At 63.2% G+C, this 18,663-nt stretch carries 19 protein-coding genes; 16 read left to right on the top strand and 3 right to left on the bottom strand.

What is annotated here, in order from left to right; all coding sequences use genetic code 11:
• Nucleotides 1–88: 88 nt before the first annotated feature.
• Both AC0J5Z_RS15915 and moaA read right to left on the bottom strand, forming a co-directional pair.
• Nucleotides 89–355, bottom strand: coding sequence for a MoaD/ThiS family protein (locus tag AC0J5Z_RS15915; RefSeq protein WP_475034043.1), 267 nt, complete (start codon nucleotides 353–355; stop codon nucleotides 89–91).
• A 4-nt stretch (nucleotides 356–359) separates the two neighbouring features.
• A complete protein-coding gene (gene moaA / locus AC0J5Z_RS15910) occupies nucleotides 360–1,499 on the bottom strand; it encodes a GTP 3',8-cyclase MoaA (protein ID WP_475034041.1) in 1,140 nt (379 codons plus the stop codon).
• Nucleotides 1,500–1,633: 134 nt separating this feature from the next.
• Between moaA and AC0J5Z_RS15905 the strand changes: the two genes are divergently transcribed.
• Genes AC0J5Z_RS15905 through AC0J5Z_RS15865 form a run of 9 tightly spaced genes read left to right on the top strand, consistent with a single transcriptional unit; the run spans nucleotide 1,634 to nucleotide 9,276 of the window.
• Entirely contained in the window at nucleotides 1,634–2,404 is a 771-nt protein-coding gene (locus AC0J5Z_RS15905) for a response regulator transcription factor (protein ID WP_475034037.1), read from the top strand.
• Nucleotides 2,391–3,644 (top strand): sensor histidine kinase, encoded by a 1,254-nt coding sequence (locus tag AC0J5Z_RS15900; RefSeq protein WP_475034034.1) that lies wholly within the window; start codon nucleotides 2,391–2,393, stop codon nucleotides 3,642–3,644. Before AC0J5Z_RS15905 ends, AC0J5Z_RS15900 begins: the two co-directional genes overlap by 14 nt.
• The gene (locus AC0J5Z_RS15895; RefSeq protein ID WP_475034032.1) at nucleotides 3,641–5,221 is read left to right on the top strand and encodes a molybdopterin-dependent oxidoreductase; all 1,581 of its coding nucleotides are present in this window, start codon (nucleotides 3,641–3,643) and stop codon (nucleotides 5,219–5,221) included. Before AC0J5Z_RS15900 ends, AC0J5Z_RS15895 begins: the two co-directional genes overlap by 4 nt.
• 59 nt (nucleotides 5,222–5,280) lie before the next feature.
• Nucleotides 5,281–6,507 (top strand): molybdopterin molybdotransferase MoeA, encoded by a 1,227-nt coding sequence (locus AC0J5Z_RS15890; RefSeq protein ID WP_475034028.1) that lies wholly within the window; start codon nucleotides 5,281–5,283, stop codon nucleotides 6,505–6,507.
• Nucleotides 6,495–7,034, top strand: coding sequence for a cyclic pyranopterin monophosphate synthase MoaC (gene moaC / locus AC0J5Z_RS15885; RefSeq protein WP_475034025.1), 540 nt, complete (start codon nucleotides 6,495–6,497; stop codon nucleotides 7,032–7,034). The genes AC0J5Z_RS15890 and moaC overlap by 13 nt, the downstream gene beginning before the upstream one ends.
• On the top strand, nucleotides 7,031–7,528 hold the full coding sequence (locus AC0J5Z_RS15880; RefSeq protein ID WP_475034021.1) for a MogA/MoaB family molybdenum cofactor biosynthesis protein: 498 nt from the start codon (nucleotides 7,031–7,033) through the stop codon (nucleotides 7,526–7,528). Before moaC ends, AC0J5Z_RS15880 begins: the two co-directional genes overlap by 4 nt.
• A complete protein-coding gene (locus tag AC0J5Z_RS15875) occupies nucleotides 7,518–7,973 on the top strand; it encodes a molybdenum cofactor biosynthesis protein MoaE (RefSeq protein ID WP_475034019.1) in 456 nt (151 codons plus the stop codon). The genes AC0J5Z_RS15880 and AC0J5Z_RS15875 overlap by 11 nt, the downstream gene beginning before the upstream one ends.
• Nucleotides 7,974–8,024: 51 nt before the next feature.
• Nucleotides 8,025–8,783 (top strand): 4-hydroxy-tetrahydrodipicolinate reductase, encoded by a 759-nt coding sequence (gene dapB / locus AC0J5Z_RS15870; protein WP_475034017.1) that lies wholly within the window; start codon nucleotides 8,025–8,027, stop codon nucleotides 8,781–8,783.
• A gap of 4 nt (nucleotides 8,784–8,787) precedes the next feature.
• Nucleotides 8,788–9,276 (top strand): hypothetical protein, encoded by a 489-nt coding sequence (locus AC0J5Z_RS15865; protein ID WP_014921283.1) that lies wholly within the window; start codon nucleotides 8,788–8,790, stop codon nucleotides 9,274–9,276.
• Here the strand turns inward: AC0J5Z_RS15865 and AC0J5Z_RS15860 are convergent.
• A complete protein-coding gene (locus AC0J5Z_RS15860) occupies nucleotides 9,252–10,487 on the bottom strand; it encodes a heparan-alpha-glucosaminide N-acetyltransferase domain-containing protein (protein ID WP_475034015.1) in 1,236 nt (411 codons plus the stop codon). The two genes, AC0J5Z_RS15865 and AC0J5Z_RS15860, sit on opposite strands and share 25 nt — an antisense overlap.
• 89 nt (nucleotides 10,488–10,576) lie before the next feature.
• Between AC0J5Z_RS15860 and AC0J5Z_RS15855 the strand changes: the two genes are divergently transcribed.
• Genes AC0J5Z_RS15855 through AC0J5Z_RS15825 form a run of 7 tightly spaced genes read left to right on the top strand, consistent with a single transcriptional unit; the run spans nucleotide 10,577 to nucleotide 18,600 of the window.
• Complete coding sequence (locus AC0J5Z_RS15855; RefSeq protein WP_475034013.1) at nucleotides 10,577–10,912, top strand: hypothetical protein; 336 nt, start codon at nucleotides 10,577–10,579, stop codon at nucleotides 10,910–10,912.
• Nucleotides 10,913–10,935: 23 nt separating this feature from the next.
• Nucleotides 10,936–11,796, top strand: coding sequence for a carbon-nitrogen hydrolase family protein (locus tag AC0J5Z_RS15850; RefSeq protein WP_475034011.1), 861 nt, complete (start codon nucleotides 10,936–10,938; stop codon nucleotides 11,794–11,796).
• Between the two features lie 58 nt (nucleotides 11,797–11,854).
• Nucleotides 11,855–12,787, top strand: a complete 933-nt coding sequence (dapA, locus tag AC0J5Z_RS15845) for a 4-hydroxy-tetrahydrodipicolinate synthase (RefSeq protein WP_475034008.1) — start codon at nucleotides 11,855–11,857, stop codon at nucleotides 12,785–12,787.
• 6 nt (nucleotides 12,788–12,793) lie between these two features.
• The gene (locus tag AC0J5Z_RS15840; RefSeq protein WP_475034006.1) at nucleotides 12,794–14,485 is read left to right on the top strand and encodes a ribonuclease J; all 1,692 of its coding nucleotides are present in this window, start codon (nucleotides 12,794–12,796) and stop codon (nucleotides 14,483–14,485) included.
• Nucleotides 14,486–14,497: 12 nt separating this feature from the next.
• Nucleotides 14,498–17,449, top strand: coding sequence for an FtsK/SpoIIIE family DNA translocase (locus tag AC0J5Z_RS15835; RefSeq protein WP_475034003.1), 2,952 nt, complete (start codon nucleotides 14,498–14,500; stop codon nucleotides 17,447–17,449).
• 39 nt (nucleotides 17,450–17,488) lie between these two features.
• Nucleotides 17,489–18,091 carry a CDP-diacylglycerol--glycerol-3-phosphate 3-phosphatidyltransferase gene (pgsA, locus tag AC0J5Z_RS15830; protein WP_475034000.1) on the top strand — a complete coding sequence of 201 codons (603 nt, stop codon included), beginning with the start codon at nucleotides 17,489–17,491 and terminating at the stop codon, nucleotides 18,089–18,091.
• Nucleotides 18,088–18,600, top strand: coding sequence for a CinA family protein (locus tag AC0J5Z_RS15825; protein WP_475033996.1), 513 nt, complete (start codon nucleotides 18,088–18,090; stop codon nucleotides 18,598–18,600). The genes pgsA and AC0J5Z_RS15825 overlap by 4 nt, the downstream gene beginning before the upstream one ends.
• The last annotated feature ends 63 nt before the right edge of the window (nucleotides 18,601–18,663 follow it).

The raw sequence follows: 18,663 nt of genomic DNA, 5'->3' as shown, positions 1-18,663 counted from the left end.
CTTCCCGGACTATGCCTGATGACGCTTCCAGAGTAGGACTCCGCTGCGGGAGAAGATATGCCGGGACCCTGTTTGCTTGGTCCGGGCCCTAGCCCCCGGCGAAAGGAGGCAGGACGTCAATGACGTCTTCGCTTCCCAGGGGAGCCGTACGGTCCCGGACAGCCACTTCGTTGCGGAGGAAACTGCTGCGCGCCACGATCCTGGCGAGTGTCGGCGTGCCTTCGGGCGGCTGAGGACGTTCGACGCCGAGGGCAGCTTCCAGCAGCGTCTCCAGGCTGGTGCCCTCCGGAAGGACGTGAAGTTCTTCTTCGACACCGGCGGCCGCGCGTGCGGCAGCGAAGTAACGGACAAGCAAGGGTTCAGCCTCCGATTGCGCTCATGCTGCGGTCCGGCTGGACGAAGTCCACTGCGCCGAGACCGGTGTGGTCCATGCCGTGTGCCTTGGGCTTGACCCACATGGCGTCCTGCCAGCGCGACGCCAGTTCGTCATCCGTGGCACCCTCACGAAGAAGGCCCAGGAGATCAAATTCTTCGCGGGAGAAAAGGCAGCTCATGATCTTGCCCTCCGCAGTGATGCGAGTACGGCGGCAGTCGGAGCAGAACGGTTCAGTGACCGAGGCGATGATGCCGACTGTACCGAGGACTGGACCCGTCGCTGCGCCTGTTGCCGTGTCCCGGCGTCGTACTTCAAAGCGTTCGGCGGGGGCGCCGTCCCGATCGCGTGGGTCGTTGTCCAGAACGAAGTCGCGGGAGAGCAGCTCACGAATCTCGGCGGCCGTGATCATGTTGCGCCGGGTCCATCCGTGGTCGGCATCCAGGGGCATCTGCTCGATGAATCGAAGTTCGTAGCCCCGGCCCAGGGCCCACGCCAGGAGGTCCGGCGATTCGGCGTCGTTGATGCCGCGCATCAACACAGCGTTCAACTTCACCGGACCCAACCCGGCTGCCCAAGCGGCATCCACGCCAGCCAGGACGCGGTCCAGGAAGGGGCGTCGGGTGAGTTTGGTAAACGTCTCCTCGTGGAGCGAATCGAGGGAGACATTTATCCGGGTAAGGCCCGCGGCCTTCAGCGCTGCGGCCTTCTTATCAAGTCCCACGCCGTTGGTGGTCATGGAAATGGGGAAGTCCGGGTGGTCCTTCCGGATACCGGCAATAATGTCCACCAAGTCGGCGCGGACCAAGGGCTCGCCGCCGGTGAGGCGGAGCTCCCGCACGCCAAGGGCGTTGACGCCGACCCGGACAATGCGGATGATTTCGTCCCTGGTCATCACGGCTTGTTTTGAGAGCCATTCCAGCCCCTCGGCAGGCATGCAGTAGGTACAGCGCAGATTGCACTTGTCCGTCAGGGACAGGCGCATATCCGTCGCTCGCCGACCATAGCGGTCCCACAGCCCGACGGGTGAGCCTGCGGGACGTGGGGGCGGAACTGCCACGCCGCTTTCCGTGCTGCCTACGACACCGCCCGAAGAGGGTACCGGCATGCCCAGCTGAACACTCATAAATTCAGGCTACGCCACCACGGCTGGATCAGTGACACCCATTACAGTCATTCAGTTCTTACGGATTCCATACACTTGTGCCCTCAGGGCCCGGATCGGGTGCTGCGCAACGTCCGCAAACCTATGCTGAAAGCGTGACCACTAATACGGCATCATCAGCGGAGCCCGGGAATCGTCGCATCCTCCTGGTAGAGGATGAGCAGACCATAGCCGACGTTGTCCGCGATTACCTGCTGAAAGCAGGATTCCAAGTGGACATGGCGGGGGACGGCTTCACCGCCCTCAAGCTGGCAGCCTCGCGCCAACCCGATCTTGTAATCCTGGACCGCATGCTGCCGGGACTGGACGGTGTTGAGGTGTGTCGCCGACTCCGCCAAAGCATGAGCGTGCCGGTCATCATGGTCACGGCCCTGGGAACCGAAGATGACCGGATTCTGGGCTTGGAAATGGGAGCAGACGACTACGTCACCAAACCCTTCTCTCCCCGTGAACTGGTCCTCCGGGTGAAGTCGGTACTGCGCCGGAGCATCAAGGAATTCACGCCCGAACCGCCTGTGGAAGCCGCAGGACTCGAACTCCATCCCGCCTCGCGGACGGTCACCCACCGTGGAGTTCCTCTGGCGCTGACGGTCCGTGAATTCGACCTCCTGGCTTTCCTGATGCGAAGGCCCAACCAAGTCTTCAGCCGTGAAGAACTTATCAAGGCTGTATGGGGATGGGACTTCGGTGATCTGTCCACGGTAACGGTTCACGTCCGGCGCCTGCGGGAGAAGATCGAAACCAACCCCACCAAACCCGAACTGCTCAAGACCGTATGGGGCGTCGGCTACCGCTTCGACGGCGTGCGGTCCGACGCCGCCAATGTGAGCCTGGACGGTAAAGAGGGTGGGCATGGAAAGCAGTGAGCTATGGACCATCCTCGCGTGGGTCCTGCTCTGGGCGGTGCTCATCGGGGCCACCACGTGGGTGCTTCTCCGGCTGCTTCGCCGGGCCTCGGTACTCGCCCAGATCTGCATGGTAGTGGTGGCCACCGTTGCCGTACTGGTGGCGGGAATGGTCAGTGCTTTCAACGCGATGTTCATTTCCGCCAGGGACCTCGAAGTCATGTGGTACATCCTGGCCACTGCCTCGGCTGTTGCCGTTGCTCTGTCCCTCATGCTCGGTGCCGGCGTCTCCAGGAACGCTGCCCGCCTGGTTGAGGCTGCCCGGCGCCTGGGGCGTGGCGAAACCCTGGAACATACCGTGGCGGGGGGCCGGGGAAGTGCTCCCGCCATGACGTCCGAACTCGCCGAACTGGCCCAGGAACTTGAGGCCAGCAGCCGTAGCCTGGCCGAATCCCGGGAACGCGAGGCCGCCATTGAGACGGCCCGACGGGAGCTTGTGTCGTGGATTTCGCATGACCTCCGCACGCCCTTGGCCAGCATGCGCGCCATGACCGAAGCCCTTGAGGACGGCATGGCATCAGATGTGCAGGGTTATTACCGGAAGATCATCGGGCAGACCGAACAAATGACGGCCATGGTCAACGACCTCTTGGAACTGTCCAAGATCCAGGCGGGCACTCTCCGCCTGCGCGCTGAACCCTTGGACCTTTACGACCTCGTCAGCGACGCGCTCTCGGACCTGGCGCCCCTGGCCGCGAAACGCGGCATCAGGCTCGACGGCGGTGGGGACCGTGAGTGCATGGCCGTCGCCGACGGACCAAGCCTCGCCCGGGCCGTGCGGAACATACTCCTCAACGCCATCATCTACAGCAAGCCGGGCAGCGACGTCCATATCAGTGTCGGACGGGACAGTGTTGGACGGAACGGCGGGAACGCCGTTATCGCCGTACAGGACCAATGCGGCGGCATCCCGGACGAGGACCTCCCTCACTTGTTTGAAACGGGCTGGCAGAAAGACCCCGCCCGCCGCACCACGGAAGCCCTGCAAGGCAGCTACAGCGGTGCCGGTATCGGCCTCAGCATGGTGGCCGGCATCGTCAAGGCGCATGGGGGATCGGTCACCGTGGACAACGTCGACGGCGGTTGCCGCTTTGCGTTGTCGCTCCCGGCTGGGGCACCCCCAACGGAGTCATCGGCTTCAGCGACACCTCCCGCCCACCAAGCCATCGCAACTGATAACCGCCTTGGAGGCACGTCATGAGCACGCTCGCACCCGGTACCACCAAGCAGCGACGCCTCACGGGGATGCCAGCGCTGTGGGCAGCTGCCGCCGGGGTGGCCGCCGGTGCCGCCGGGATCGCGGCAGGGGAACTGACAGCTGGCCTCCTGAGCCCTTTGGTTTCGCCGGTCACGGCCCTTGGTGGAGCGGTGATCGACGCCGTGCCGCCAGGGGTCAAGGATCTGGCAGTGCAGTTATTCGGTACCGCAGACAAGATCGTGTTGGTCGCTTGCATCGTAGGAGTGGCAGGAATTCTGGCAGCGCTCGCCGGTGTCCTGGAGCATCGCCGCAGCGGCCGGGGCCTGGCCCTCGCCGGAGTGGCGGGCGCTGCAGGGCTGACCGCCGTCGTGACCCGCGCACAGGCCACCCCCCAAGCAGCCCTTGCGCCGGTCGTTGCCGCGGTTGTCACCATGCTGCTTCTGCGAACGCTCGTGCGTCGGCTTGCAACCTGGGCTCCGTCGGAAGAAGCTCCCGGCCGTGAGGAAGCGCCACTGGCCCGGCGAAGCTTCCTGAACGCCCTGGCTGGAACCTCCTTGGCCGCCGTCGTAGCCGGAACGGTGACCGCCGTCCTCACCAGGGCGACTGCGGTGGCGTCCGGGTTCCGGGGCTCCATGACGCTCCCGGAACCTGCCACACCGACGCAATCCATCCCGGCCAGCGCGTCCCTGTCCGTGGATGGCATCAGCCCTTTGGTCACCCCGAATGCCGAGTTCTACAGGATTGACACTGCATTGACGGTCCCGGCCATCGACCCCCCTGCCTGGAAACTGAGGGTCACCGGGATGGTGGAACGCGAAGTCGAAATCGACTTCGCTACCCTCCTCGCCAAGCCCATGACAGAACGCCACATCACCATCGCCTGCGTGTCCAACAACGTAGGTGGCGACCTCATCGGCAACGCTCTCTGGCTGGGTTGGCCTGTTCGCGAACTGTTGGCGATGGCCGGACCACAGCCCGGGGCAGACATGGTCCTGTCCACCAGTAACGACGGCTGGACGGCCAGCACACCCTTGGAGGCCCTCACTGACGACCGTGACGCGCTCCTGGCCGTCGGCATGAACGGTGAGCCGCTTCCCTTGGAACACGGATTCCCGGTGCGGATGATTGTGCCGGGACTTTATGGCTTTGTTTCTGCCACCAAATGGTTAACCGAACTGAAAGTCACACGTTTTTCCGACGATGCCGCGTACTGGACGACTCGGGGTTGGAGCGATCGCGGGCCCATCAAGACGCAATCGCGCATCGATGTCCCCCGCAACGGCCGTAGCGTCCAAGCGGGCAAGGTCCAATTCGGAGGCGTGGCGTGGGCCCAGCACAGGGGCATCAACCGCGTAGAGCTCCGCGTCAATCGCGGACCATGGCAGCCGGCTACGCTGGCCGGCGCGATCTCGACCGACACTTGGTACCAGTGGCAATCGGGCATCGACCTGACGCCAGGTGAGTACGAAGTGCAGGTCCGGGCCACCGATTCCACGGGTCAGCCCCAGACCGAAGACAAAGCACCAGTAGCTCCCGATGGCGCCACGGGCTATCACACTATCAACGTCAAGGTGGGCTGAGGCCCTAGTCTGGGTACGTCCGGAGAATTTCCCGGAAGCCAGCGTGTCGACACAGGAGGATGTCCGTGCCCAGATCTGTTGCAGTCCACCGCCAGGCAGTGGTGGAACTGCTGACCGGCGTCCTTGCGGGCAAGGGCAACATCACCCTGCCACTGCTGGAGGCGCTGGGTAAAGCGCTCGCCGTCGATGTCTACGCGCCGCTCTCCTTACCCCCGTTCGCCAATTCCCAAATGGACGGTTTTGCCGTCCGCTCAGCAGATATTCCCGACGGCGGTGCGGAGCTCCGGGTAGCGGAGCCGGTTCCGGCAGGCGCCGCGCCAGAAGCACTGAAGCCCGGCTTTGCCGCCCCCATCATGACCGGGGCCATGATCCCCGAGGGGGCCGACGCCGTCGTGCCCATTGAAAAGGCGACGCCGAATTCTTTCCCGGACCCTGCCGCAGTGGAGGCTGTCGTAGAACTGCCTCCGGTCGCTCCCGGCACCTACGTCCGGGACAGCGGCAGCGACATCGGGAAGGGCACACTGGCGCTGCCCGCCGGTACCCGGATGGGACCCGCGCAGTTGGGGCTTTTGGCGGCGTTGGGACTGACAATCGTCGAAGTCCGCGAACCTTGGTGCGTCCTGCTGGTCACCACCGGGGACGAGGTAGTGGAACCGGGGGAAGAACTCACGACCGGCAAAATTTTCGATTCCAACGGAACACTGCTTGAAGCCTCCATGCGACAGGCCGGCCTGGACGTGGTCCGCACTGGAATATCCGATGACGACCCCTCCAAGCTGCTGGCGGTGCTCCGCCGTCACACCGCGCAAGCAGATAGCCGCGTCGATGTCATTGTCACCACCGGGGGAGTGAGTAAGGGAGCCTACGAAGTGGTCCGCCAAGCCATGGCGAACCAGCCGGTGGATTTCCTGCCGGTGGCCATGCAGCCAGGAGGACCGCAGGGATTGGGCACCTTTGACGGTGTTCCGTTCCTTGGCTTTCCGGGAAATCCGGTCAGCTGCCTGGTGTCATTTGAGATGTTTCTCAGGCCGGCCCTTTCGCAGGTACTGGGAACGCCCGCGCCGAGGCCGGTGCTGAAGGCCCGCTTGGACGAATCGCTGGCCTCGCCGGAAGGCAAACACCAGGTCCGTCGGGGGACCGTGGACGCGGACGGAACGGTCCGGATGGAAGGTGGGGCGGGTTCTCACCTCGTCCATGCCTTGGCCCGGGCGAACGCCCTGGTTCAGATACCCGACGACGTCACGGAACTCACCGACGGAGACGAAGTGGAAGTATGGATGCTGTGAAGCAAACTCCCGCGACTACAGAACACTCCGGCGGCCTGACCCACCTCAGGCAGGACGGCACTGCACAGATGGTGGATGTCTCCGAAAAAGCCGTCACCACGCGTGTTGCAACTGCCACGGCCACTGTCCGCAGCACGCCCAACGTCCTGGCCCTGCTGGGTGCCGGTGAACTGCCCAAGGGCGATGCCCTCGCCGTGGCACGCGTTGCAGGGATTATGGCGGCAAAGAAAACACCCGAGCTGATTCCGTTGTGCCATCCGTTGCCGATCTCCAAGGTCACCGTGGACTTCGAGCTGGGCACCGACTCGGTTGAAATCCTGGCGACCGTCAAGACCAGGGGCGTGACCGGCGTCGAAATGGAAGCCCTGACGGCGGCCTCGGTGGCGGCCTTGAGTGTCTACGACATGATCAAAGCCGTGGACAAGCATGCAGTGCTGACCGATATCCGCGTGCTGGCCAAGAGCGGCGGGAAAAGCGGCGACTGGGACATCTCCGGAGAATCAACCGTAGAGGGGGCCGGCGCATGAGCGCGTGCGAGCCGAACGCTCCGCGGAAGGCCGGCGTCGTCATAGCATCAACCCGCGCAGCCGCAGGCGTGTATGCCGACGAAACGGGTCCGATTATTCTTGATTGGCTTAGCGAGCACGGCTTCGATACCTTTCCCACCATGGTGGTGCCGGACGGTGAGCCGGTCGGCGCTGCCCTGAGGGCGCTCCTGACACAGGAGCCTGCCGTGGTCATCACCAGCGGTGGAACGGGTCTTAGCCCGGATGACCGCACACCCGAAATGACGCTGCCGCTCCTCGAACGCGAGATCCCGGGCATCATGGAGGGTATCCGGCGCGCCGGTGCCGCCAAAACCCCCATGGCCATGCTGAGCCGTGGCCACGCCGGGGCGGCTGGAAAGACCTTTGTCATCAACCTGCCCGGATCCCCGAAGGGCGTCATGGACGGTTTGGCTGTCCTGGACCCTGTGATCGGGCACCTCTGCGAGCAATTGGAAGGAAGCCATGGGCACTGAAACAAACTTTGAAGTGGTCAGCGCTGTCCTCAGCGCGGAGCCCATTTCCGTGGGCCAAGCCATCAAGGCGGTTGAATCGGATACCGCCGGGGCGGTGGTCAGCTTCAGTGGCGTCGTTCGGAATCACGACGGCGGCAAAGCTGTGGACCGGCTGAGCTACAGCGCTCATCCCACGGCGCATCAGGTGATGTCGGACGTCGTGGCGCAGCTGGTCGCTGAGCACTCCGGAGAAGCTGCACAACCCGTTCGGATCTGGGCAGCCCACCGCATCGGCATGTTGGAGATCGGTGATCCCGCGCTGGTGTGTGCGGTGGCTGCTGCGCACCGCGGCCAAGCATTCGCCGTGTGCTCCGAGCTCGTGGACCGGGTCAAAGAGCAGGTCCCCATTTGGAAGGAACAGTTCTTCACTGACGGCACCGTGGAATGGGTGGGAGCAGGGGAGTAGGCCGGAGTAACGGTTCCTGCCGGGCTCCGGCCCGGCGGTAGGGTTAACGGCATGACCGAACAACTTGCTGTTGCAGTGCTGGGCGCCCACGGGCGTATGGGAATTGAAGCCGTTAAGGCTGTTGACACAGCCGAAGACATGAAGCTCGTAGCGGCTCTGGGCCGCGGCGATTCCCTTGAGAAACTGCTCGACGCCGGTGCACAGTACGTTGTTGACCTGACCGTTCCGGACATTACCGAGACCAACGTTCGATTCGCCGTCGAGCACGGCATCCACGCCGTTGTAGGTACCACTGGTTGGGATTCCCACCGGCTTGATTCCTTGCGCAGCCTCTTGGAGCAGAAGCCGGACACCGGCGTTTTGATCGCCCCGAACTTCGCCCTCGGATCGGTTCTTGCGTCCGCGTTTGCTGCGAAAGCGTCGCAATATTTCGAGTCCGTGGAAATCATCGAACTGCACCACCCCAACAAGGTGGATGCTCCATCCGGCACCGCAGTGCGTACGGCGCAGCTGATCTCCGAAGCGCGCCAGGAAGCGGGCGTCCCGGCGAGCCCGGACGCCACGGAAACATCGTTGGACGGTGCCCGGGGCTGCGACGTGGACGGGGTTCGTGTCCACAGCGTTCGCCTCCGTGGGCTGGTGGCTCATCAGGAAGTGCTTTTTGGCGGTCCAGGCGAGCAGCTGACGCTGCGCCACGATTCGTTCGACCGCGCCTCCTTCATGCCCGGCGTCCTGCTGGGGCTTCGGAAAGTTGCAGCCAACCCAGGCCTCACCGTGGGCCTGGACGGCTACTTGGACTTGGGGCTCTAGGACCATGGGCAATTTCTGGACTTCCTTGAAAAAGAACCGCACCAAAATCTGGGTAGGAGCCATCACCCTGCTGTTGGTGCTTTACCTGGTGGTTTCCGTGCAGCGCTCGTTCCTCTTGCTCGGCGACCCCAACCTGGTAGCCAAGGGGATCGGTGCGGCCTATCTGGTCCTGCCGGTGGTGGGCGCATGGGCACTCATCCGTGAGCTGCTTTTTGGTGCCCGTACCGAGCAGATGGCCAAGGTCCTGGAGGCCGAGGGCGGGTTGCCGGTGGATGATCTTCCCCGCACTCCGGGCGGGCGAATAGTCCGCGCTGCTGCTGACGCCGAGTTTGAGAAGTACCGGGCAGAGGCCGAAGCCGCTCCGGAGGACTGGCGCTCCTGGTTCCGGCTGAGCTGCGCTTACGATGCCTCAGGCGACCGCAAACGTGCCCGTGCGTCCATGCGTGATGCCGTGAAGCTCTTCCGCTCTCAACCCACTGCAGCTGGCCGGTGACTGCCCAGGCTTGATGCGGTGTGGGCGACCCATTCCAGTGGTCCACGGCGTCGGAGAACGGCGAAACAGACGCCAATGACAACGGCAGCGAGTGCTTGGGCCCAGTACATGCCTTCGTCGGTCCACCCCGTTGGCAGGGGCTGGTTGGTGAAACCGGCCACAAGCCAGACATGGGCTGAGTAGAGGGTCAGTGTCATGGCCCCCGGCCCGCTCAGCAGGATCAGGAAGTTGACCTTGATCCGCTCCGCCAGGGTACCAAGCAGCAGGAACAAACCCACCACTGCTGCAGCCACGCCTCCGCTGTGCAGCAGGTCCAGGGTGGTCCCTGCGTGCGGGGCTGCTGTCGCCAGCCACCACCAGGAGCCTGTCTGTTCGAGGCCGGTGACGTTGACCTGAAGCATGCTCTCCAGCGGGTATCCCCTGGTCACCGGGAGGCCTGAAAGTGCAGCCCGTCCGCCCCACGATTCCATGGCCAGGATACCGACGACTTTGGCCAAGCCAGCCACCGCGATCCCGCAAGCCAGCAGCAGCACCTGGACTTTCGCCGTCATCAGCGCCAACCGGCCGATCACCAGTCCGATCAGCAGATACGAGATCCACTGGAACACTGGGTAGTAGCCGGTGAAGAAGAGGTCGGCGAGGAGGCGTACGGGCGTCCCGACATCCTCCCAGTTCGGGTTGTGACCCAACTTCAGGGGCGGGCTCGCATCCAGCAGCAGAGGTCGGACCAGATACGCCAGGAACGGGGACAGCAGGAGCCAGCCAAGCGCCCAGAAACAGAGCGCCTTGAGCCGAAGGCCAAGGAACGGCAGGGTGCACAGGAACAGGGCCGCGTAGTGAACCAGAATTACGGCGACGTTGACGTCCAGGCCCCCCAGCATCAGTCCGACGACGGCGATCACCAGGGCGCGCATGGCAACTCCACCCCGGGCGGCCCACAGTTCCGTGCCGCTGCGAGGCTCCTTTTTTCCTGTGCTGAGCGCCAGCCCGACGCCGGCAAGTACCGCGAAGAGGGCCGCGGACCGGCCTGAGAACACCAGCCCCACAAACGTTGGCTCCCACTGCGGGGAAGACCCGAACGTCGGCATCAGGTGCGTGGCCATCATCCCCAACAGGGCCGCGCCCCTCGCTGCATCTACCCCCGTAAGCCGGGAGGAGACCGCTCGGCCGCCGCGTGCCTTCCGCATCTGGGCCGGCTCTTGCGAAGTCATGCAGCGATCGTCTCATAAGCCCCTGTGCGGCAACTGTGATGTGGCACGAACCCCTTGTATTCGAATATATGTTCGAATAGCATTGCCGCATGAGTGATGTTCCCAGGCCACCGGAAGGCCTCCAAGGACCCATGAAAGCGATGAGCCCCGGCGTCGTCGATTTCCTGTTCAGGCAGCTCGTGGCCGGCGAGCCTCCGGAAGACACCCAGTGGCGGGGCGAAGGTACTGCCCTGGCTGAGCAGGCACCGGGAGCCGAACTCGCCCGCCGGTTGTCCGAGACGGACTTGACGTCGTTGACGCCCCTTGAACTTTTTGAGTATGTTCGCGCCTCGCAGCGCTTGGTCGCGTGGGCGGAGCAACTCAAGGAGCGGGCCGTGGCGCACTACTGTGCGGAGGAGCCTACGCGGGCAGCTAAACCCGCGTGACGGGTGCCGAATAGGATGGCAGGGTGACCCATGAACCGCAAGCGGCCCTAAGTCCCCGCCCCCACCCGCAACCCGTCGAAGAAGCGCGGACCCCGGCCACGCTGCTGGCCGCCGTCGTCCAGTATGAAGCACTCCGTGCCGAATGCGTGGGAGAGGCCGTGGCAGCAAACGTTGCAGCCCATGTAGAGCTTGTGGAGCGTGCCCGGGCGGAAGGAGCGCGCTTGGTGTTGTTTCCTGAGCTCTCGCTGACAGGGTATGAATTGAACGCGTTCACCGGGCCTGGAGCGCCGGGCCAGCCATCTCCCTGGCTGGACAAACATGACGCAAGGCTCCAGCCACTTCAGGAAGCCTGTTCACGCACAAAGACAACGGCCGTTGTCGGGACTGCCTGGCGGGAGGCAGACTCAACGCCCCGATTGGCGTCACTCATTGTCGGCCCTGATGGATCCTTGCGTCCCGTATTCAAGACCCATCTGCACGGAGCAGAGCGTCAATTGTTCGCCCCGGGGGCCGGCCCCGGAATGATCACAGTTGACGGGTGGCGGATTGCGCTCGCAGTCTGCGCTGACGCGGCGTATCCCTCACACGCTGCCGCTGCCGCCGGGGCGAAAGCGGACGTGTATGCAGTTTCCGCGCTGTACACGCGCGGTGAGGAACTTCGTCTTGGACTTCATATGGGTGCCCGTTCCATGGACAACAGGATGTTTGGGCTCCTGGCAAACTTGGGTGGGGAAACACCGCTGGGCGCATCGTGCGGGCTTAGCGGTGCCTGGAGTCCGGATGGCACATTGGCGGCCCAAGTCAGAAGCATCGGCACGGAAACTGTCATGGCAAAATTGGAGCGGTCCCGCCTCGAGCGCTACAGGTCCGTCGCTGGTGAATGAGGACCATCACGCGGAACCCATTCTTCCAACAAGCCTGCGACAGGGTAACGTTTTTCGTATGTCTGACTTGCGCGCCCCCGCTCCCGCCCTTGGTACCCTGCTGACCGCCATGGTCACCCCGTTCACTGAGGACGGCAAGGTGGACTACGATCAAGCCGCAGCGCTGGCAGAGAAGCTGGTTCAGGATGGTTGCGATGGACTCGTGGTTACCGGTACCACTGGAGAGACCTCAACCCTCACGGACGATGAGAATCTCGGTATGTTCCGGGCGGTTAAAGAGGCCGTTGGTGGCAAGGCCGCCATTATTGCCGGGACCGGCACCAACGACACCGCCCACTCCGTGCACCTCTCGCAGCGTGCCGCAGAACTCGGCGTCGATGGTCTCCTGATCGTCACGCCCTACTACAACAAGCCCAGCCAGGCGGGCGTTCGTGCGCACTTCGAGACCATCGCCTCGGCCACGGACCTGCCCGTCATGCTCTACGACATTCCGGGTCGTTCCTCCATTGCAATCGCTCCCGAGACCATGATTGGGCTGGCCAAGCACCAGAACATCGTGGCCGTCAAGGACGCCAAGGCGGATTTCGCCGCCGCGACGCGGGTCATGGCTGAGACCGACCTCGTGTTCTACTCCGGTGATGACGGATTGACGCTGCAGTGGATGGCGCTCGGCGCCGTCGGCTTGGTGGGCGTCACCACCCACGTCGCAACGCGCCGCTTCCGCGAGCTGATCGACGCCGTCAACGCCAGCGACCTCGCCAAGGCAAGGACCATCAACTTTGAACTGGAACCCGTCATACGCGCAACCATGACGCGGGTCCAAGGCGCTGTAGCCGCCAAGCAGATTCTCAAGTGGCAGGGAGTCCTGCCCAACTCGGTTGTCCGTTTGCCCCTCGTGGAGCCGGACGCGGCCGAGATCGAAATCATCCGCGGGGATTTGGCGGAAGCCGGAATGGACTTCGACGTCCAGGACGGTTCCGCCGGAAAGTAGCAAAACATGACCCAAACCGCCCTTCCCGGACTGGTTACTCCGCCGAAACTGCCGAAAGGCACGCTGCGGATTGTCCCGCTCGGTGGCCTGGGAGAGATTGGCCGAAACATGGCGGTCTTCGAAATCGACGGCAAACTGCTGGTCGTTGACTGTGGCGTGCTCTTCCCCGAGGAGACCCAGCCTGGCGTTGACTTGATCCTGCCTGATTTCTCCTACATTGAGGACCGCCTGCAGGACATCGTAGGCGTCGTGCTGACCCACGGACACGAGGACCACATTGGCGCGGTTCCCTACCTCCTGCGCCTCAAGGCCGACATTCCGCTGATCGGATCCCAGCTGACCCTTGCCCTGGTGGAAGCCAAGCTTCAGGAACACCGGATCAAGCCGTACACGCTGACCGTCACGGAGGGGCAGGTGGAGCAGTTCGGCCCGTTCGAGTGCGAGTTCGTGGCAGTCAACCACTCCATTCCGGATGCCTTGGCAGTTTTCATCCGCACAGAGGGTGGCACTGTCCTTCACACGGGCGACTTCAAGATGGACCAATTGCCGCTGGATGGCCGTATCACGGACCTTCGGCACTTCGCCCGCTTGGGTGAAGAGGGCGTGGACCTCTTCATGGCAGACTCCACCAACGCGGACGTGCCGGGCTTCACCACTGCCGAGAAGGAAATCGGCCCCACCTTGGACCGGTTGTTCGGACTGGCCAAGAAGCGCATCATCGTTGCCTCCTTCTCATCCCATGTTCACCGTGTTCAGCAGGTTCTGGATGCCGCAGCCAAGCATGGCCGCAAGGTGGCCTTCGTTGGCCGTTCCATGGTCCGCAACATGGCCATCGCAGCCAAACTCGGGTACCTCGATGTCCCGGAAGGCATCCTGGTGGACATCAAGAACATCGACAACATGCCTGACGACCGCGTGGTCCTCATGTCCACCGGCTCGCAGGGCGAGCCGATGGCTGCGCTCTCCCGTATGGCCAACGGTGACCACCGTGTGATTGTTGGCCAGGGCGACACCGTCATCCTTGCCTCCAGCCTCATCCCAGGCAATGAAAACGCCGTCTTCCGTATCATCAACGGCCTCCTCAAGCTCGGCGCCGATGTCATTCATAAAGGCACTGCAAAGGTCCACGTGTCCGGGCACGCAGCCGCCGGTGAACTGCTCTATTGCTACAACATCCTCGAGCCCCTCAACGCGATGCCGGTCCACGGTGAAACCCGCCACCTGATTGCCAACGGCAACATTGCGCTCGAATCGGGCGTTCCGTCCGAGGGCATCATCCTGAGCGACAACGGCACAGTTATCGACCTCAAGGACCACAAGGCGAACGTGGTCGGCCAAGTGGAAGTTGGCTTCGTCTACGTAGACGGATCCAGCGTGGGCGAAATTACCGATGCCGACCTCAAGGATCGTCGCGTCCTGGGGGATGAGGGCTTCATTTCCGTTATCACGGTCATCAGCCGCACCACGGGCAAGATTGTGTCCGGCCCGGAGATCCACGCCCGTGGCGTGGCCGAGGATGACTCCGTTTTTGACGAGATCATTCCCAAGATCAACGCTGCGCTCGAAGAAGCTGTGCTTAATCACACAGACCACACCAACCACCAGTTGCAGCAGGTGGTCCGCAGGATCATCGGCACGTGGGTCAACCGTAAGCTTCGCCGCCGTCCCATGATTATCCCGGTAGTCCTGGAAGCGTAGCCGCCTGGCAACATGAATGCCCAAGGGGGCCTGAAATCCGCGGATTTCAGGCCCCCTTGGGGTAGCGTGGCACGTATGGCGACCCGTACTACCTCCACGCCACGAGGCAGCTCCAGCAGTAAATCCGGCGGCACAGGCCGGAGCGCAGCCGCACCCAAAACCAGCGGAGCTGCCTCCAAAACCAGCGCAGCCGCGAGCAAAAGCGGGCGTGGCAGCACTGCCCGCACCAAGCAAGCGGCCGCCGTCGAGCCCCAAGCACCGCTGCCGCTGCGCATGCTTTCAGGTTTCTGGCAGGGTATCGGCCATGTCGTAGGTGCCGGGGTCCGGCGAATCGGCTATGACGTCAGCGATCTCGACCCCGCGGACCGCCGGGACGGTGCAGCCCTCTTCAACCTGGTGTTGGGCATAGCGATCGCCACATTCGCCTGGTGGGGTCTGACCGGGTGGCTCCCCGACATGGTTTACAGCGTGGTCAACGGCACGTTCGGCTGGATGTCCCTGATCCTGCCCTTTATGTTGTTCGTCTGTGCTTTCCGCCTTTTCCGAAAGCCACAGGACGGTCGTGGAAACAACCGCGTGGGCATTGGCTTCATGATCATGACACTGGCCGGTTCGGGCCTGGCCCATGTCATCGGTGGCCTGCCCACAGTTGCAGATGGGTTCGACGGCCTGCGCAAGGCGGGCGGAATGCTCGGCTTCCTCGCGGCCGCGCCTTTAGCTGCAATCCATGCGGCCGTTCCCATTGTTCTCTACGGACTGTTGGCGTTTGTGTCCTTGCTGATCGTCACGGCCACGCCATTTGGTGCCATTCCATCCCGGATCAGGGGCGCTTATGAACACCTTATGGGCGTTGACCTCATGGACGAGTCCGGCAAGGACGCCCATGACCGCAGCTACCTCTATGAAAACGAGGCTGCCGCCAAGCCCAGGAAGAAGAAGCGTATGCGCTTCTTCGGCAAGGACGAGGAAACAGATACGAGCTTGGAAGGCTACGTCGGGGACGAGGCTTTCGAGCACGCAATAGTCGACGACGACGAAACTCCAGGTGCGTCCGCACCGCGAGTTCCGCCGGGCGTGCGTCGTCCAACGCAGGCAGAGATCGCCGTCGGGAAGATCAAGGCCGCCCAGGGCTTGGGCGCCACACCCGGAATCGACAACCCCACCGAAGCCATCCCGATCCTTACTCCGGAGATGGCCGCACCCGCGCCTCCGGTTGCGCAGGTTCCCGCGAAGCCTGCAGGGGCGCCCCTCCCTCAGACGCCCATCCCGCAGCGCACCGAGCAATTGTCCTTGGCCGGCGATGTCACCTATACCTTGCCGGCATCGGACTACCTGACGCCGGGTTCCATTCCGAAGGAGCGCACGGAAGCCAATGACGCCGTCGTCGCTGCACTGACGGACACCCTGACGCAGTTCAACGTTGAGGCCGCGGTGACGGGCTTCAGTCGCGGTCCCACCGTGACGCGCTATGAGATCGAGCTGTCTCCGGGTACCAAAGTGGAGCGCGTCACTGCTCTGTCCAAGAACATCTCCTACGCCGTGGCGTCGAGCGATGTGCGCATCCTGAGCCCGATTCCCGGAAAGTCCGCCATCGGCATCGAGATTCCCAACACCGACCGCGAAACGGTGTCTTTGGGCGACGTGCTGCGGAGCCAGAACGCCCGTCGGACAGACCACCCGATGGTCATGGGTGTCGGCAAGGACGTTGAGGGTGGCTACGTGGTGGCCAACCTCGCCAAGATGCCTCACTTGCTCGTCGCCGGTGCCACCGGCGCTGGTAAGTCGAGCTTCGTGAACTCCATGATTACTTCCATCCTCATGCGTGCTACGCCGGATGAAGTGCGCATGGTCATGGTGGACCCCAAACGCGTGGAACTCACGGCGTACGAGGGCGTACCCCACCTCATCACGCCCATCATCACCAACCCCAAAAAGGCCGCCGAAGCCTTGCAATGGGTGGTTCGAGAGATGGACGCCCGCTACGACGACCTCGCCAACTACGGCTACAAGCACATTGACGACTTCAACAAAGCGGTCAGGGCAGGCAAGGTTGTGCCGCCGGTGGACTCCAAGCGCGTGATCAAGCCCTACCCATACCTGCTGGTGATCGTTGACGAGCTCGCCGACCTCATGATGGTGGCTCCGCGGGATGTTGAAGACTCGATTGTCCGCATCACCCAGCTGGCACGTGCCGCCGGCATCCACTTGGTGCTGGCAACGCAGCGCCCGTCCGTGGACGTTGTGACGGGCCTGATCAAGGCGAACGTCCCATCCCGTATGGCGTTTGCCACGTCGTCCGTTACGGACTCCCGTGTTGTGCTGGACCAGCCAGGCGCCGAAAAGCTCATTGGACAAGGCGACGCCCTGTTCCTTCCCATGGGTGCTTCCAAGGCCATGCGTGTCCAAGGTGCCTGGGTTACTGAATCCGAGATCCATAAGGTGGTGGAACACGTCAAGGGACAGCTGCAGGCCGTCTACCGTGACGACGTCGCTGCCGAAGCGCCAAAGAAGCAAATCGACGATGACATTGGTGACGACCTCGAGGTCTTGCTCCAGGCAACGGAGCTGGTGGTTACCACGCAGTTCGGCTCAACGTCCATGCTCCAGCGAAAGCTTCGTGTGGGCTTTGCCAAGGCCGGCCGCCTCATGGACCTCCTCGAGTCCCGCGGCGTTGTGGGTCCTTCGGAGGGTTCCAAGGCGCGCGACGTCCTGGTCAAGCCCGATGACCTCGCTGCCGTTCTTGCAGCGATGAAGGGCCAGGAATCGCCAGCTGCGCCCGACGCTCACACAGCGGCGTTGAGCGATAACGCGAACTCGAACATCGCCGTCGGAGGTTATGCCGAAGACCTTGTCCAGTCTGACCTGGACAACCGGACGCAGGCCATCGACTACTACGACGGCGCCGATGGCCCCAATGATGACGAAGAAGGCGGCGAAGACGCCTGGTCCCTCACGGGACGGTAGGACCAAATTGGGTAGTCCCAAAGACGGTAGCCTAGAGGGGTGACTACAGCCGAGGGTGATAACGCGACTTCCAACAGCTCCGACGTCTGGAACCTGCCTAACATCCTTACGATGCTCCGCATCGTCCTGGTTCCATTCTTTGTATGGTTCCTCGTGGCCGATGACGGCGAGTACGGGATCTGGCGCTGGGCTGCTGTTGTCGCCTTCGCTGTCGCCATCTATACGGACAAGCTCGACGGCGACATCGCCAGGGCGCGGGGCCTGATCACCAATTTCGGCAAGATTGCCGATCCCATCGCCGACAAGCTGCTTATCGGTTCCGCGCTGGTTCTCCTATCCATCCTGGGAGAGTTGCCCTGGTGGGTCACCATCCTCATCCTGGTGCGGGAATGGGGGATTACTGCCCTTCGGTTCGTCGTTATCAAGTACGGCGTCATGCCGGCTTCCCGCGGTGGCAAGCTGAAAACAGTAGTCCAGACCGTGGCCATATTCCTCTACATCCTGCCGCTGAAGGCGATCGCTCCCTGGCTGGGCGACGTCGCCTTCTGGGTGATGATGGTGGCGCTGGCCATCACCTTGTGGACCGGCGTCGAATATGTCATCCAAGCGCTGAAGCTTCGCGCGGCCGGGCGGCGTGCATGACGCTCAATGACGGCGCTTCCGCCGCCGCGCAAACGTCGACGGCGGCAGTCGCTATCGCTATCGGTAACAAGCTCACGGTGGCTACGGCCGAGTCACTGACCGCCGGGATGGTGGCGGCAACGCTGGCCAACACGCCGGGAGCATCAGGGATGCTGCAAGGCGGCGTGATCGCCTACCAGAACTCGGTGAAGACCGGTGTCCTGGGGGTTTCGCAGGAGCTGCTTGCGGCCGCCGGCTCCGTTGATGGGCAGGTGGCCGAGGCAATGGCCGACGGCGCCCGGCGCGTCTGTGGCGCCGATCTCGGGATTTCGACCACAGGTGTGGCCGGACCTGAGCCGCATGACGGCAAATCAGTAGGCACCGTGTTCATCGGGATTGCCGGCAAATCCCGAACCGAGTCGTTTGAGTACAGTTTTTCGGGTGACAGGCATTCCATCAGGGAGCAGGCTTGCGAGGCCGCCCTGGCGCGTCTGCTTGCTGCGCTGAGTGACGTTGGTTACCGTTCGTAAAGTAGTCGGGAACAAAAACTGATTGCCAATAGTTGTGTCATTGTGTCGCTTCGGAAGAGCCGG

The sequence above is a fragment of the Paenarthrobacter sp. TRD_SC_7 genome, from assembly GCF_056156245.1.
The sequence above is the reverse complement of the archived record's forward strand: the minus strand, read 5'-3'. Positions and strand labels throughout refer to the sequence as shown.